Here is a 14843-nt window from a genome sequence, read left to right on the forward strand (position 1 = left end):
ACCCTGAAGCACCGCCCCACACCCCCGCCGGGTCCACGTACGGTAGGACCTGCAGGACCCGGCATCACCATCACGCAAGGAGATGTGCCCCCGTGGCCGAGCTGTTCTACGAAGACGACGCCGACCTCTCGATCATCCAGGGCCGCAAGGTCGCGGTGATCGGCTACGGCAGCCAGGGCCACGCCCACGCGCTGTCGCTGCGCGACTCCGGCGTCGACGTCCGGGTCGGCCTGAAGGAGGGCTCCTCCTCCAAGGCGAAGGCGGAGGAGGAGGGCCTGCGCGTCGTCACCGCCGCCGAGGCCGCCGCCGAGGCCGACGTCATCATGATCCTGGTGCCGGACCCGATCCAGGCCGACGTCTACGAGGCGGACATCGCCCCGAACCTGAAGGCCGGCGACGCGCTGTTCTTCGGCCACGGCCTGAACATCCGCTTCGGCTTCATCAAGCCCCCGGCCGACGTCGACGTCTGCATGGTCGCCCCGAAGGGCCCGGGCCACCTTGTGCGCCGCCAGTACCAGGAGGGCCGCGGCGTCCCCGCGATCGTCGCGGTCGAGCAGGACGCCACCGGCAAGGGCTTCGAGCTGGCGCTGTCCTACGCCAAGGGCATCGGCGCCACCAAGGCCGGCGTCATCAAGACCACCTTCACCGAGGAGACCGAGACCGACCTGTTCGGTGAGCAGGCCGTCCTCTGCGGTGGCACCGCCGCCCTGGTCAAGGCCGGTTTCGAGACCCTGGTCGAGGCCGGCTACCAGCCGGAGATCGCCTACTTCGAGTGCCTGCACGAGCTGAAGCTCATCGTCGACCTGATGTACGAGGGCGGCCTGGAGAAGATGCGCTGGTCCATCTCGGAGACCGCCGAGTGGGGCGACTACGTGACCGGCCCGCGCATCATCACCGCCGACACCAAGGCCGAGATGAAGAAGGTCCTCGCGGAGATCCAGGACGGCACCTTCGCCAACACCTGGATCGCCGAGTACAAGGCGGGCCTGCCGAAGTACAACGAGTACAAGAACGCCGACTCCGAGCACCTGCTGGAGACCACCGGCAAGAAGCTGCGCAAGCTGATGAGCTGGGTCGACGAGAACGCGTAACCAGCACAATCCGCTTGTACACAACGGCTGTTCCCGTCCGGGTGATTTCGCCGGACGGGAGCAGCCGGGGCGCATCACCGTCGATACACTTCCGAGTGCGCGTCAGGCCCACAGCGTCGTGCGTCTATCTACGCGGCATGCCACCTTCCCCCGCCCTGCCACGCCACCTTCGTGAGGGCCCTGGGAACCGGACAGTTAAGGACACTGTCATGAGCGCTGTGACGTCGAAAAACGCCGTAGTCTTGATCGCCGAAGAGCTGTCCCCCGCCACCGTCGACGCCCTGGGCCCGGACTTCGAGATCCGGCACTGCAACGGTGCGGACCGCACCGAGCTGCTGACCGCCATCGCGGACGTGGACGCCCTCCTGGTCCGCTCCGCCACCAAGGTGGACGCCGAGGCGCTGGCCGCCGCGAAGAAGCTCAAGGTGGTCGCCCGCGCGGGCGTCGGCCTGGACAACGTGGACGTGTCCGCCGCCACCAAGGCCGGCGTGATGGTCGTGAACGCCCCGACCTCCAACATCGTCACCGCCGCCGAGCTCGCCTGCGGTCTGCTGATCTCGGTCGCCCGCAACATCGCGCCCGCCAACGCCGCGCTCAAGCAGGGCGAGTGGAAGCGGAACAAGTACACCGGCGTCGAGCTGAGCGAGAAGACCCTCGGCGTGGTCGGTCTCGGCCGGATCGGCGTGCTGGTCGCGCAGCGGATGTCCGCCTTCGGCATGAAGATCGTCGCCTACGACCCCTACATCCAGGCCGCCCGCGCGGCCCAGATGGGCGTCAAGCTGCTCTCGCTCGAGGAGCTGCTGGAGGTCTCCGACTTCATCACCGTCCACCTCCCCAAGACCCCCGAGACGATCGGCCTGATCGGCGACGAGGCGCTGCACAAGGTCAAGCCGACCGTGCGCATCGTCAACGCCGCCCGCGGCGGCATCGTGGACGAGGCGGCCCTGGCCTCCGCGCTGCGCGACGGCCGGGTGGCCGGCGCCGGCCTGGACGTCTACGCCAAGGAGCCGTGCACCGACTCCCCGCTGTTCGGCTTCGACAACGTGGTGGCCACCCCGCACCTGGGCGCCTCCACCGACGAGGCGCAGGAGAAGGCCGGCATCGCCGTCGCCAAGTCGGTCCGCCTCGCCCTCGCGGGCGAGCTGGTGCCGGACGCGGTCAACGTCCAGGGCGGCGTGATCGCCGAGGACGTCCGCCCGGGCCTGCCGCTGGCCGAGAAGCTCGGCCGGATCTTCACCGCGCTGGCCGGCGAGGTGGCCGTCCGCCTCGACGTCGAGGTCCGCGGCGAGATCACCCAGCACGACGTCAAGGTGCTCGAACTCTCCGCCCTGAAGGGCGTGTTCGAGGACGTGGTGGCGGAGACGGTGTCCTACGTCAACGCCCCGCTGTTCGCCCAGGAGCGTGGTGTCGAGGTGCGCCTGACCACCTCCAGCGAGTCCCCCGAGCACCGCAACGTGATCACCGTCCGCGGCACCCTCGGGGACGGCTCGGAGATCGCCATCTCCGGCACCCTCTCCGGCCCGAAGCAGACCCAGAAGATCGTCGGCGTGGACGCCTTCGAGGTCGACGTGGCGCTCACCGACCACATGGCCTTCTTCAAGTACGAGGACCGCCCCGGCGTGGTCGGCACCCTCGGCCGCATCCTCGGCGACGCCGGCATCAACATCGCGGGCATGCAGGTCGCCCGGGACGGCTCCGAGGCGCTCGCCTCGATCACCGTGGACAGCGAGGTCTCCCAGGAGGTCCTGACCGAGATCTCCCAGGCGATCGGCGCCCAGTTCTCCCGCGCCGTGAACCTCGGCTGACGACCGCTCAGAAGGCCCGGTCCGCCCCGGCGGACCGGGCCTTCGTGCGTCCTCCGGGTGAGTCCCGTCTCAGATACTAGGAAATCCAACTATCCGTGCAGACAGGACCCGTCCGGCGTCGTACCGTGAAGGAGTCATACGGTGTGCCACCCCTCCAACGAGGGCGCGTGGCCCGTGTGCCCGTACGCACCAATGGCAGGCGATCCCTGCCCGGCGTACCCGGAACCCTCACCCCACGCGTACGACCCAAGGAGTTCGGTATGCCCGCCACCGCCGACCGCCACGCCACCGCCACCCAGACCTCGGCCCCCCGCCGCCGTCGCGCCCAGTCCGATCCCCGGGCGGCCGCCGCCCTCCAGCGTGCCCTGGACCGCCGTGACAACGGCGGCGCCACCGGCCACTGAGGCCCGCGAGCCGGTCGCAGCGCCGGGTCGCGCCGCAGGTCACGGGCGCTGCGCCGAACGCCTGACGATCCGTCACCCACAGGAGTGCAACCACGACTCCAAGGAGGGACGGTGCTCGCCGGACCCGGCGCGATGATCCTAATTTGGTGCCTCCGGAAGGGTGATCGCGGTCCGCACGGCGCGGGCAGCCCGGAGCCCCTGCCGGGGGAGACAGGCCCTTGCGCACCAGCACCCTCGTCCGGCTCGGCACCCTGCTGCTGACCGGCTCGCTCGCCCTCGCCGCCGTACCGCTCTCCGGTGCGGCGGCCGAGCGCGCCACCACCGACCACGGCCCGGCGGGGCGCCGCAGCGTCCTGCTGGAACTCGACACCGAGGCCGCCGCCACGGCCTGGCAGCAGGCCACCGAGCAGGCCCGGCGGCAGCTCCGCAGCCCCGAGGCGGTCCGCCGGGCCGGGGCCGAGGCCGGCGCCGAACGGCGCCGCGCCACCGACCGGGCGGCCGGCCAACTCGCCGCCGACCTCAGGCGGTCGGTGCCCGCCGCCCATGAGCTCTACCGCACCCACACCCTGCTCTCCGGGATCGCGGTGAACGTCCCCGCCGCCGCCGTGCCCGGCCTCGCCCGGCTGCCCGGGGTGCGCGCGGTGCACCCGATCGCGCTCAAGGAGCGGGTCAACTCCCACTCGGTGCCGCTGACCGGCGCCCCCGCCGTCTGGGCCGGCGCCGGCTCCACCGGTTCCACCGGACGGGGCGTCAGCATCGGCGTCATCGACTCCGGCCTGGACTACACCCACGCCGACTTCGGCGGGCCCGGCACCGAGGAAGCCTTCAAGGCCGTCGACGGAGCCAAGCCCGCGCCGGCCGGCCTCTTCCCGACCGAGAAGGTCTTCGGCGGCAAGGACCTGGTCGGCGACGCCTACGACCCGTCCTCGGACGAGGGCAGCCACCCGGTGCCCGACGACAACCCGCTGGACTGCGCCCTCAACGGCCACGGCACCCACGTGGCCGGCACCGCCGCCGGCTACGGCGTGACCTCGGCCGGCGCCACCTACCGGGGCCCGTACCGGCCCGGCCTGGACCCGGCCGGCTTCCAGGTCGGCCCCGGCGCGGCCCCCGAGGCCCGGCTCTACCCGATCCGGGTCTTCGGCTGCTCCGGCTCCACCGACCAGCTCACCGAGGCCCTCGACCTGGCCGCCGACCCGGACCAGGACGGCGACCTGACGGACCGTCTGGACGTGGTCAACCTCTCGCTCGGCAGTCCCTTCGGCGGCCCCGACGACGCCGACGCCCTCACCGCCGACCGGCTCGCCGCGCTCGGCACCGTGGTGGTCGCCGCGGCCGGCAACGAGGGCGACGTCTACGCCATCGGCGGCAGCCCCGGCACCGCCCCCCGGGTGCTCACCGTGGCCGCCTCGGTCGACCCGCACGGCGACGCCGACGGCCTGCGGGTGCTGGCGCCCGCACCGCTGGCCGGCCTCGTCCCGGCGCACTGGAGCGCCAAGTACCAGCACTGGGACGACCGCGAAGTGCAGGGTCAACTCGCCCTGCCCGCCGACCAGTCGGACGGCTGCAAGCCGTTCTCCGCGGCGGACGCGGCCCGGCTCAAGGACCGGATCGCGGTCCTCGCCTGGAGCACCCGCGAGCCCGACCGGGCCTGCGGCTCGGCCCTCCGGGCCGACCACGCCGCCGACGCCGGAGCCCTCGGCGCCCTGTTCGCCGCCGACGGCGACCACCTCGGCGAGATCGCCGGGAACGACCGCATCCCGGCCGCCATCCTGGCCAGGGCCGACGGCGAGCGCCTGCGCGGGGCGGCCGAGGCCGGCCCGGTCACCGTCCAACTGGCCACCCCCGGCAACCCCCTGCACGGCGCGGTGGCCCAGGACCAGCCGCAGCGCACCGACACCCTGACCTCCTTCACCTCCCGCGGCATCGGCCTTCCCGGCCTGGTCAAGCCCGACATCGCCGCCCCCGGCGAGACCATCTGGTCCGCCAAGGCCGGCTCCGGCTCCGGCGGCATGCGCGAGGACGGCACCTCGATGGCCTCCCCGCACGTGGCCGGCCTGGCCGCCCTGGTCCGCGGCGTCCACCCCGACTGGTCGGCCGCCCAGGTCAAGGCCGCCCTGATGAACACCGCCGGGGACACCTGGCTGAACGACGGCCAGACCGGACCGGTCTACGGCCCCGAGCGCACCGGCGCCGGACGGGCCCGGGTGGACCGGGCCGTCGCCACCCCCGTGGTCGCCTACGCGGCCGGCGAGGCCGCCGACGGCGTGGTCGGCCTCTCCTTCGGCCCCGTCCCGGTCACCGGCCCCGTCACGCTCACCCGCGAGGTCGAGCTGCGCAGCTTCGCCGACCGCCCGCTGGACTACCGCACGGGCTACGCCGCCGCCACCCAACTGCCCGGCGCCACCTTCGAACTGACGCCCGCCCAGGTCACCGTCCCGGCCGGCGGCACCGCCCGGGTCAAGGTCACCCTCCGGGTGCCCGGGCAGCTGGACCGCGCACCCGACCCGACCCTGGACCTGGTGCAGGGCGGCAAGGCCCGCAGCTACCGCGGCGAACTCTCCGGCCGCCTGCTGCTCACCCCCGCCGACACCGCCGCCGCCGAACTGCGGGTGCCGCTGTTCGCCGCGCCGCGCGCCGCCTCCGACTTGACGGCCGGTCAGCAGGCCCGGCTCGGCCGCACCAGCTCCCTGCTCACCCTCGCCGGCACGGCCGCACCCACCGCGGGCGGCGGCCTGCTCTCCGCCTTCGCCCTCGGCGGCGAGGCCGCCCGCTGGCCGGACTGCCCGCCGGGCACCGCCGCCGAACAGGACAAGACCCCTGACCTCTGCGTCACCCGCCCCGGCGACCGGGCGGCCAACCTCCGCGCCGCCGGAGCCGCCAGCGACGCCCCCGCGGTCGGCGGCGAACCCCTGGAGAACGGCACCCTCTACCTGGCCGCCTCGCTCTGGGCCCCGGCCCCCACCCCCGTCGGCCTGTTCGCCGTCCGGGCCTCGCTCGACACCGACGGCGACCAGCAGACCGACGTGGTGGTGGCCGCCGACCGGCTCAAGGGCAGCGACGTGCTGGTCGCCCGGACCCTGGACGCCAGGACCGGCGAGGAGCTGGACGTCCAACCCCTGAACGCCCGTTGGGGCGACACCGACACCGACCTGCTGGACACCGACACCCTGGTCCTCCCCGTCCGGCTCGCCAAGCTCCCCGGCCTGCGGCAGTCCACCTCCCGGATCCGCTACGCCCTCTGGACCGGCTTCGCCAAGCCCGGCCTGCCCGACGCCAAGGAGGCCCTGTCCGCCATCGGCCTCAAGGACGGCCGCCCCACCCTCACCCTCGACGTCCTCGCCCCCACCCTCGACATCCGCGCCGGAGCCGCCGGCCCCGCCGCCGTCACCACCCCCGAACAGCCCGGCACCACCCTGGAGATCCGCCGCCGCAACCCGGCCGCAGCCGACCGCCTCCTCCTCGTCCACCACCTCAACCCCGACGGCCGCCGCACCGAAATCGTCCGCCTGCGGTAGGGCAGCGCCCGGGCCGCCCTCCGGGCGGTCAGGGGCGCGAGGAACTGCGCGAATCGGAAGGCACAGACCCGTGTGCCGGGTACGGACAGCCACTTGCAAGTGAGTCTCCGTACCCGGCACGCGGGTTTCGTCCTTCCGCAGCGCGCAGTTCCCCACGCCTAACCACTACCAGCCCGCGTCGCCTAGCCGCCCTTCGGGCGGTCCCGGTGCGGTCGACGTCGGGCGAGGGAGAGCAGGACGACCACGCCCAGCACGGCCAGTGCTGCTGCGCTGATGGCCAGCCCGTCGGTGAGCCCCGGGGGCCGGAACGAGCAGGTGAGGGTGGTGGCGCCGTCGCCCAGGGGGACCGCGATCAGGCCGAGGAGGGAGCGGGGGGCCTGCTCCGGGCCGCCGTTCACGCGGCAGGTCCACCCCTCCACCGCCGGGGCGGCGACCACGGCGGTGCCGAGCGAGCCGGCGGGCAGGGTGGCCGTCAGCGTGTGGCCTCCGGCCGTCACCCGGTCCGCGCCGGCCAGCCCTGCCAGCGCCCGGTCCAGTGCTCCCGGCGCCAGGCACCCGAGCGGCCGCTCCGGGACCTGGGCCACCGCCCCGGCCCGCAGCAGCAGGCGGATCCGTCCGTCGGCCGGCACGGTACCGAGCAGCCTGACCGGCTCCGAGCGGCTCGGCTGCTGCCCCGCGCTGACGTACCCGGACCCCAGCGCGTCCACCCTCCCGGCGTACCAGGGGCCGTAGAAGTACGCGGCGGAGCCCGGGGCACAGGCCGCGTCGAACCCCACCCCGCCCGCCGGCACCGACCACCCGCTACCGCCGTGCAGCGTGGGCGCGGCACCCCCGCCCTGAACCGGCGTCAGTTGCGGTACCTCGTAAAGGTTCCGGGCGTCGAGTGCCGACCCCTGCCGGGACCACACCGAGGACCCGTCCACCACCGGCACCCCCGCCCGCACCGTCACCAACGGCGCCGCCGGCCCGTGGCCGACCACGAACCCGCCGGGCCCGTCCGCCAGGTACGTCCGGACCCCGAACACCGCCCGCCCCACCGGGTCCGCCGGGCTGAGCGTCTGCCGCCCGCCGGAGTACCACCCGGCGCCCAGGTCGTGCAGCAACTCGGCCGTGACGCGCGGCAGCCGGCCGGAGCGGTAGCCGCCGCCCTGGCCGTCCAGCAGCATCGGGTCGTTGTCGGTGAAGGCGTGCGGTCCGGGGTCGGCCCGCCCGTCCGGCCAGTCCCGCTCCGCCCGGAGCACCCGGTACGCCTCGCGCGCCCGCGCCCCGTCGACCTGCGTCCCGCCCACCGGAGCGGCCGCGTACGCCGCGTACGCCACCCCGGCCGTCACCGCCACCGTCAGCCCGCCCGCAGCCACCCGCTCCGCCGTACCCCGCCCCACCCCGCCCGCCGTGCCCCGCCCCAGCAGCACGAGCGCGCCCGGCACCACCACCACACCGACCCCCACCAGCACCCAGCCGGCCCCCGTCAGCCCGCCGCCCCAGACCTGAGCCACCGTCACCACCGCCCCCACCAGCGCCACCCCGCCCGCCAGCGCGGGCAGGCCGGGCAGCCGGGAGAGCGAGACCCAGGCCGCCATCACCAGCAGCCCGGCGAGCACGAAGGCGGCCAGGTACGGGGTGCCGGTGCCGGTGGTCAGCCCGGGGTCGTGCCAGAGCAGCACCTCCGGCCGCCAGACCAGCCCGGCCCCGGTCAGCACCAGCAGCACCGGCCAGCCGATCCGCTCCCGCACCGCCACCTTCCGGTTGAACGGCAGGGTGGCCGCCAGCAGGAGTCCGAGCAGGCCCACCGAGACGTCCGGCAGCGGCAGTCCGGGCCGCCCGCCGGGCAGCAGCTGGCCCAGGTACTCGGCGAGGCCGGGCGCGCCCCGGTAGCCGGTGAGCGGCCCCGGCTGGGCGGCCCGGGAGGCCCGCAGTCCCACCGTCACCACCGGTGCGGCCAGCAGCGCCCCGAGCAGCCCGGCCGACCCGGCCCGCCAGAGGGCGCCCGCCCGGGCCCGGACCGGATGGTCCGTCAGGGCCACCCGGAGCAGCAGCACCAGCCCGGCGCCCGCCATCGCGGCCGCCCCGGCCGGCAGGTTCCCGGCCAGGGCGACGGTCACCGCCAGGATGCCGACCAGCCGGTGGCGGCCGCGCAGGCACCAGTCACCGGCCAGGCAGAGCAGGGGCAGCGAGACGGCGCCCCAGAGCCAGGCGGGCGCCGTCGTGCCGTCCTGCACCACCCAGGCGCAGAGCCCGTACCCGGCGCCGAGCAGTGCCCGCTGCCAGCCGGGACCGGGGTGCAGCCGGCCGAGGAAACGGGTCGTCAGGGCGGCCGCCAGGCCGAGGCTGAGCAGCGGGACCAGGAAGGCGGCGAGCGCGATCGACCCCCGGGGGAGCACGGCGGCGGCGAGCCAGGAGAACGGGTTGGCCAGGTAGGCGGTGAGGTCGGGCAGGAACGGGGCGCCGTAGCCGCTGCCCCAGTTGAACAGCAGGTCCCCGGTGGTGGAGCCGTGCAGCAGGTCCCGCAGGTGTGCGTGGTACGGCACCGACTCCGCCCCGGCCACCGCCCCTGGGCCGAACGGGTACTCCCGCCGCGCGGCCACGGCGGCCGCGTAGGCCGCCGTCGTCAGCCCCGAGGACCCCAGCTCCGCACGGCGCGCTCGCGCCCACGTCCAGCCGCTCACCGACCAGGCACCCCTGATGTTCCGTCACTATTTGTCCGGATCCGAGCATAGGGCGGCGGGCCCTGCGGCCCGCCGCCAAGCGCCGTCCGAATGGTGGACATCGGATGTCACCGCTTGGGACGCGGAGTACTGTCGGCCGCATGTCTCGCAGCCTTCGTCTCGCAGTGATCCCCGGTGACGGCATCGGCCAGGAAGTCGTGGCCGAGGGCCTCAAGGTGCTCGCCGCCGCCCTCCCCGCCGACGTCAAGGTGGAGACCACCGAGTACGACCTCGGTGCCCGTCTCTACCACCGCACCGGTGAGACCCTCCCGGACAGCGTGCTGGAGGAGCTCAAGGGCGCCGACGCGATCCTGCTCGGTGCCATCGGCGACCCGAGCGTGCCGTCCGGCGTGCTGGAGCGCGGGCTGCTGCTCAAGCTCCGCTTCGCCTTCGACCACCACATCAACCTCCGCCCGGGCAAGCTCTTCCCGGGTGTCCAGGGCCCGCTGGCCGGCGCCCCGGAGATCGACTTCGTGGTGGTCCGCGAGGGCACCGAGGGCCCGTACGTCGGCAACGGCGGCACCCTGCGCACCGGCACCGAGCACGAGGTGGCCACCGAGGTCAGCCTGAACACCGCGTTCGGCATCGAGCGCGTGGTCCGCGACGCCTACAAGCGCGCCGCCGCCCGCCCGCGCAAGAAGCTCACCCTGGTGCACAAGAACAACGTGCTGGTGCACGCCGGCCACCTCTGGTCGCGGATCTTCGCCGAGGTCGGCGCGGAGTTCCCCGAGGTCACCACCGACTACCTGCACGTGGACGCGGCGACCATCTTCTTCGTCACCCAGCCCGAGCGCTTCGACGTGATCGTCACCGACAACCTGTTCGGCGACATCCTCACCGACCTCGCCGCGGCCGTCACCGGCGGCATCGGCCTGGCCGCCTCCGGCAACATCAACCCGACCGGCGCCTTCCCGTCGATGTTCGAGCCGGTGCACGGCTCCGCCCCGGACATCGCCGGCCAGGGCAAGGCCGACCCGACCGCCACCGTGCTCTCGGTCGCCATGCTGCTGGAGCACCTCGGCTTCGCCGAGGAGGCCGCCAAGGTCGAGGCCGCCGTGGCCGCCGACCTGACCGAGCGCTCCGGCACCCGCTCCACCTCCGAGGTCGGCGACGCGCTCGCCGCCCGAGTAGCCGGGTAGCGGGCCGGCTCCGACAGCAGGTGCGCCGGCTGACGGGCCGGAACCAGACCAACCACAGCCCGACCGGCTGTTCGGCACGGCCCTCTGGATGCGAGTATCGACAGTGGGCCGTGCCGTCGTGCGTTCTTGCACCGAAGGTGGTGGCCCGGACCAACCCCACGGTGAAGGACAGACAGTCATGAGTACGCCCACCCAGGCGCCCATCACGTTCGACCTCAAGCCCTCCGCGCACCCGCTCTCCGACGAAGAGCGCGCGGCCCGGCTGACCAACCCCGGTTTCGGGCGGGTCTTCACCGACCACATGGTCACCATCCGGTGGACCGAGGGCCGGGGTTGGCACGACGCCCAGCTGACGCCGTACGCGCCGCTGGAGATCGACCCGGCCAACATGACCCTGCACTACGGCCAGGCGATCTTCGAGGGCATGAAGGCCTACCGCCAGCCCGACGGCTCCATCGCCTCCTTCCGCCCGACCGCCAACGCCGAGCGCTTCCAGGCCTCCGCCCGCCGCCTGGCCATGCCCGAGCTCCCGGTCGACACCTTCGTCGAGGCCGTCGACCTGCTGGTCCGCCAGGACCAGGCCTGGGTGCCGCAGGAGGCCGAGCAGAGCCTCTACCTGCGGCCGTTCATGTTCGCCACCGAGGTCGGCCTGGGCGTCCGCCCGGCCAACGAGTACCTCTTCATGGTCATCGCCTCCCCGGCCGGCGCCTACTTCCCCGGCGGCGTGAAGCCGGTCTCCGTCTGGCTCTCCGAGGAGTACGTCCGGGCCGCGCCCGGCGGCACCGGCGCCGCGAAGTGCGCCGGCAACTACGCCGCCTCGCTGGTCGCCCAGGCCCAGGCCGCCGAGAAGGGCTGCGACCAGGTCGTCTGGCTCGACGCCGCCGAGCACCGGTGGATCGAGGAGATGGGCGGCATGAACCTCTACTTCGTCTTCGGCGAGGGCGCCGACGCGAGGATCGTCACCCCCGAGCTCTCCGGCGCCCTGCTCCCCGGCATCACCCGCGCCTCGCTGCTCACCCTCGCCGCCGACCTCGGCTACGCCGTCGAGGAGCGGAAGATCTCCACCGACGAGTGGCGCGAGGCCAACGCCGACGGCACCCTCACCGAGGTCTTCGCCTGCGGCACCGCCGCGGTCATCACCCCCGTCGGCTCGGTGAAGTCGGCCCGCGCCGACTGGACCGTCGGCAAGGGCGAGCCCGGCCCCGTCACCATGGAGCTCCGCAAGAACCTGCTCGCCCTCCAGGGCGGCCAGACCCCGGACGTCCACGGCTGGCTCCACAAGATCCTCTGACCCACCCTCAGGGCGCCCCGCCCCGGGGCGCCCTGGCCCGGTGACCTTGATCCGCCCTGCTCGTTGAGTTCCGTAGGAGGGGTCATGACCGCCGCGACGCACAGCTTCATCGAATCCTGGCGAAGCCGGGACGACGAACTCCTCGATGCCTTCCTGGCGCTGGACACCCCGCCGGGCTTCAAGGCCGAGCTCATCGAGGGGGAGATCATCGTGACCCCACCGCCTGACGGCGAGCACGAGACCGTGATCGGCCGGATCGTGAGGCAGGTGTACCGCCGCTGCGAGGCGGAGCTCGACTTCGCTCCCGGCACGGGTCTGATCGTGCCGAACGGCCGTTACATCCCGGACGGCACGTTCACAGCCCGCGGCGCGATGCTCGGCCGCGAGTCGTGGTGGAAGCCGGACGGCGTCCTGATGGTCGTGGAGGTCACCCCCAGCGATCCGCGGAAGGACCGTGAGGAGAAGCGGCGGGGGTACGCCGCCGCCGGGATCCCGCTGTACCTGCTGGTGGACCGCAAGGCCAACCGCCTCGTGCTGCACGCGGAACCCGTGCGGGGGGACTACTCCTCGGCCGTCGCCGTCGCGGTCGGCGATCCGCTGGCGCTGCCCGAGCCGTTCGGGTTCGAGTTGGACACGGCCGATCTGGTGGCGTAGCCGTTCCGGATGGCGAGACGCGGGGGCCGGATCGCGGATGGTGTGCCAGACTCCGAACGTGTCCTCGCTTTCGCTGATTATTAGCAGCAGGCGCGCCGGTCCGCAGTGACCGCTCCCGTACCACCACCACGCGGAGCGACCACCAGCGTCCAGACCCGCGCGCAGACCTCTCGCATCCGCGAGGGGTCTTTTGTTTTTGCCCGGACCGGCCACCGGCCCCTCACGAGGGGGCTCGGGGACACCGGGAGGCGCGCGGGATGCTGGACAGTGGAGCCGGATCACGTATCCCGGCAACAGCAGTGAACTCCCGAACGGAGAAACCAGGGTCATGACCGAGGCCAGCAACGCCAGCAGCCGACCCAACGACAGCTTCCACGTCTTCGACACCACGCTGCGCGACGGCGCCCAGCGCGAGGGCATCAACCTCAGCGTGGCCGACAAGCTGACCATCGCCCGGCACCTGGACGAGTTCGGCGTCGGCTTCATCGAGGGCGGCTGGCCCGGGGCCAACCCGCGGGACACCGAGTTCTTCGCCCGGGCCGCCGCCGAACTGGACCTCCAGCACGCCCAGCTGGTGGCCTTCGGGGCGACCCGTCGCGCGGGCGGCCGGGCCGCGGACGACCCGCAGCTCGCCGCGCTGGTCAACAGCGGCGCCCCGGTGGTCACCCTGGTGGCCAAGTCGCACGACCGGCACGTCGAGCTGGCCCTGCGCACCACGCTGGACGAGAACCTGGAGATGGTCCGCGACAGCGTCGAGCACCTCAAGGCGCAGGGCCGCCGGGTGTTCATCGACTGCGAGCACTTCTTCGACGGCTACCGGGCCAACCGCGACTACGCGCTCGCGGTGGTCCGCACCGCCCACGACGCTGGCGCCGACGTGGTGGTGCTCTGCGACACCAACGGCGGGATGCTGCCCGGCGGCGTCCGGGAGATCGTCGCCGACGTGCTCGCCGAGACCGGTGCCCGGCTCGGCATCCACGCCCAGGACGACACCGGCTGCGCGGTGGCCAACACCCTGGCCGCCGTGGACGCGGGCGCCACCCACGTGCAGTGCACCGCCAACGGCTACGGCGAGCGGGTCGGCAACGCCAACCTCTTCCCGGTGGTCGGCGCGCTGGAGCTGAAGTACGACCGCCGGGTGCTGCCCGAGGGCAAGCTGCCCGAGATGACCCGGATCTCGCACGCGATCGCCGAGGTGGTCAACCTCGCGCCCTCCACCCACCAGCCGTACGTGGGCTTCTCGGCCTTCGCGCACAAGGCCGGTCTGCACGCCTCGGCGATCAAGGTGGACCCGGACCTCTACCAGCACATCGACCCCGAGCTGGTCGGCAACACCATGCGGATGCTGGTCTCCGACATGGCCGGCCGGGCCTCGATCGAGCTCAAGGGCAAGGAGCTCGGCTACGACCTCTCCGCCGACCGCGACCTGGTCGGCCGGGTGGTGGCCAAGGTCAAGGAGCAGGAGAACCTCGGCTTCACCTACGAGGCCGCCGACGCCTCCTTCGAGCTGCTGCTCCGCGACGAGGTGCGCGGCAGCAAGGCGCGGTTCTTCACCCTGGAGTCCTGGCGGACCATCAGCGAGCAGCTGGCGGACGGGACTCCGGGCAACGAGGCCACCGTGAAGCTCTGGGCGCAGGGGGAGCGCAGGATCGCCACGGGCGAGGGGAACGGTCCGGTGCACGCGCTGGACCAGGCGCTGCGCACGGCGCTGGAGCACATCTACCCGCCGCTGGCCAAGATGGAGCTGGTGGACTACAAGGTCCGCATCATGGAGGGCGCGCACGGCACCAGCTCGCGCACCCGGGTGCTGATCGAGTCCACCGACGGGGTGGCCACCTGGTCCACCGTGGGCGTGGCGGACAACGTGATCGGCGCCTCCTGGCTGGCGCTGGAGGACGCCTACACCTACGGCCTGATCCGGGCCGGCCTCGACCCGGAGAGCTGACCGCCGCGGCCTGACCACGCGTCAGAAAGGGCCCGCCACATCAGTGGTGGGCCCTTTTCCGTGCCCCCATCAGCGGAGTCGGGCGAGGAGGGCGTGTTCGACGAGGGTGATGAGGGCGCTCTTGGCGCTGTCTCGGCGGCGTGCGTCGAGGGTGATGATGGGGGTGTCGGGTCCGAGTTGGAGTGCTTCTCGGACTTCGTCGGGGGTGTGGGGTTGGTGTCCGTCGAAGCCGTTGAGGGCGACGACGAAGGGGAGCCCTGAGTTTTCGAAGTAGTCGAGGGCGGGGAAGCA

At 73.4% G+C, this 14843-nt stretch carries 9 protein-coding genes and 1 pseudogene; 8 read left to right on the forward strand and 2 right to left on the reverse strand.

What is annotated here, in order from left to right:
* Nucleotides 1-92: 92 nt before the first annotated feature.
* The 4 genes from ilvC to ACZ6ZR_RS35375 all read left to right on the forward strand — a co-directional run bounded on the left by ilvC (nucleotide 93) and on the right by ACZ6ZR_RS35375 (nucleotide 6818).
* Nucleotides 93-1091: a ketol-acid reductoisomerase gene (gene ilvC / locus ACZ6ZR_RS35360; protein WP_465649570.1), complete on the forward strand. Its 999-nt coding sequence runs from the start codon at nucleotides 93-95 to the stop codon at nucleotides 1089-1091.
* 209 nt (nucleotides 1092-1300) lie between these two features.
* A complete protein-coding gene (gene serA, locus ACZ6ZR_RS35365; protein ID WP_465649572.1) occupies nucleotides 1301-2896 on the forward strand; it encodes a phosphoglycerate dehydrogenase in 1596 nt (531 codons plus the stop codon).
* Nucleotides 2897-3156: 260 nt separating this feature from the next.
* A complete protein-coding gene (locus ACZ6ZR_RS35370) occupies nucleotides 3157-3300 on the forward strand; it encodes a hypothetical protein (protein WP_465649573.1) in 144 nt (47 codons plus the stop codon).
* A 218-nt stretch (nucleotides 3301-3518) separates the two neighbouring features.
* The gene (locus tag ACZ6ZR_RS35375; protein ID WP_465649575.1) at nucleotides 3519-6818 is read left to right on the forward strand and encodes a S8 family serine peptidase; all 3300 of its coding nucleotides are present in this window, start codon (nucleotides 3519-3521) and stop codon (nucleotides 6816-6818) included.
* A 182-nt stretch (nucleotides 6819-7000) separates the two neighbouring features.
* Here ACZ6ZR_RS35375 and ACZ6ZR_RS35380 read toward each other — a convergent pair whose 3' ends face one another.
* A complete protein-coding gene (locus tag ACZ6ZR_RS35380) occupies nucleotides 7001-9484 on the reverse strand; it encodes a YfhO family protein (RefSeq protein WP_465649577.1) in 2484 nt (827 codons plus the stop codon).
* A 140-nt stretch (nucleotides 9485-9624) separates the two neighbouring features.
* On the opposite strand from ACZ6ZR_RS35380, the gene ACZ6ZR_RS35385 reads away from it, so the two are divergent.
* The 4 genes from ACZ6ZR_RS35385 to cimA all read left to right on the forward strand — a co-directional run bounded on the left by ACZ6ZR_RS35385 (nucleotide 9625) and on the right by cimA (nucleotide 14552).
* Nucleotides 9625-10662, forward strand: a complete 1038-nt coding sequence (locus tag ACZ6ZR_RS35385) for a 3-isopropylmalate dehydrogenase (protein ID WP_465649579.1) — start codon at nucleotides 9625-9627, stop codon at nucleotides 10660-10662.
* Nucleotides 10663-10840: 178 nt separating this feature from the next.
* Nucleotides 10841-11953, forward strand: coding sequence for a branched-chain amino acid aminotransferase (locus ACZ6ZR_RS35390; RefSeq protein WP_465649581.1), 1113 nt, complete (start codon nucleotides 10841-10843; stop codon nucleotides 11951-11953).
* Nucleotides 11954-12037: 84 nt separating this feature from the next.
* On the forward strand, nucleotides 12038-12607 hold the full coding sequence (locus tag ACZ6ZR_RS35395; RefSeq protein ID WP_465649583.1) for a Uma2 family endonuclease: 570 nt from the start codon (nucleotides 12038-12040) through the stop codon (nucleotides 12605-12607).
* A gap of 328 nt (nucleotides 12608-12935) precedes the next feature.
* Entirely contained in the window at nucleotides 12936-14552 is a 1617-nt protein-coding gene (cimA, locus tag ACZ6ZR_RS35400; RefSeq protein WP_465649585.1) for a citramalate synthase, read from the forward strand.
* Between the two features lie 69 nt (nucleotides 14553-14621).
* On the opposite strand, the pseudogene ACZ6ZR_RS35405 reads toward cimA, so the two are convergent.
* Nucleotides 14622-14843 (reverse strand): annotated as a pseudogene (locus ACZ6ZR_RS35405) (ATP-binding protein); the annotation flags it as partial.

This window comes from Kitasatospora sp. NPDC088742 (genome assembly GCF_055584905.1).

Coding starts and splice junctions, on each gene's coding strand:
- ACZ6ZR_RS35390 (WP_465649581.1), top strand. CDS start 10,841: ATGAGTACGCCCACCCAGGCGCCCATCACGTTCGACCTCAAGCCCTCC.
- ACZ6ZR_RS35370 (WP_465649573.1), top strand. CDS start 3,157: ATGCCCGCCACCGCCGACCGCCACGCCACCGCCACCCAGACCTCGGCC.
- ACZ6ZR_RS35385 (WP_465649579.1), top strand. CDS start 9,625: ATGTCTCGCAGCCTTCGTCTCGCAGTGATCCCCGGTGACGGCATCGGC.
- cimA (WP_465649585.1), top strand. CDS start 12,936: ATGACCGAGGCCAGCAACGCCAGCAGCCGACCCAACGACAGCTTCCAC.
- ACZ6ZR_RS35395 (WP_465649583.1), top strand. CDS start 12,038: ATGACCGCCGCGACGCACAGCTTCATCGAATCCTGGCGAAGCCGGGAC.
- serA (WP_465649572.1), top strand. CDS start 1,301: ATGAGCGCTGTGACGTCGAAAAACGCCGTAGTCTTGATCGCCGAAGAG.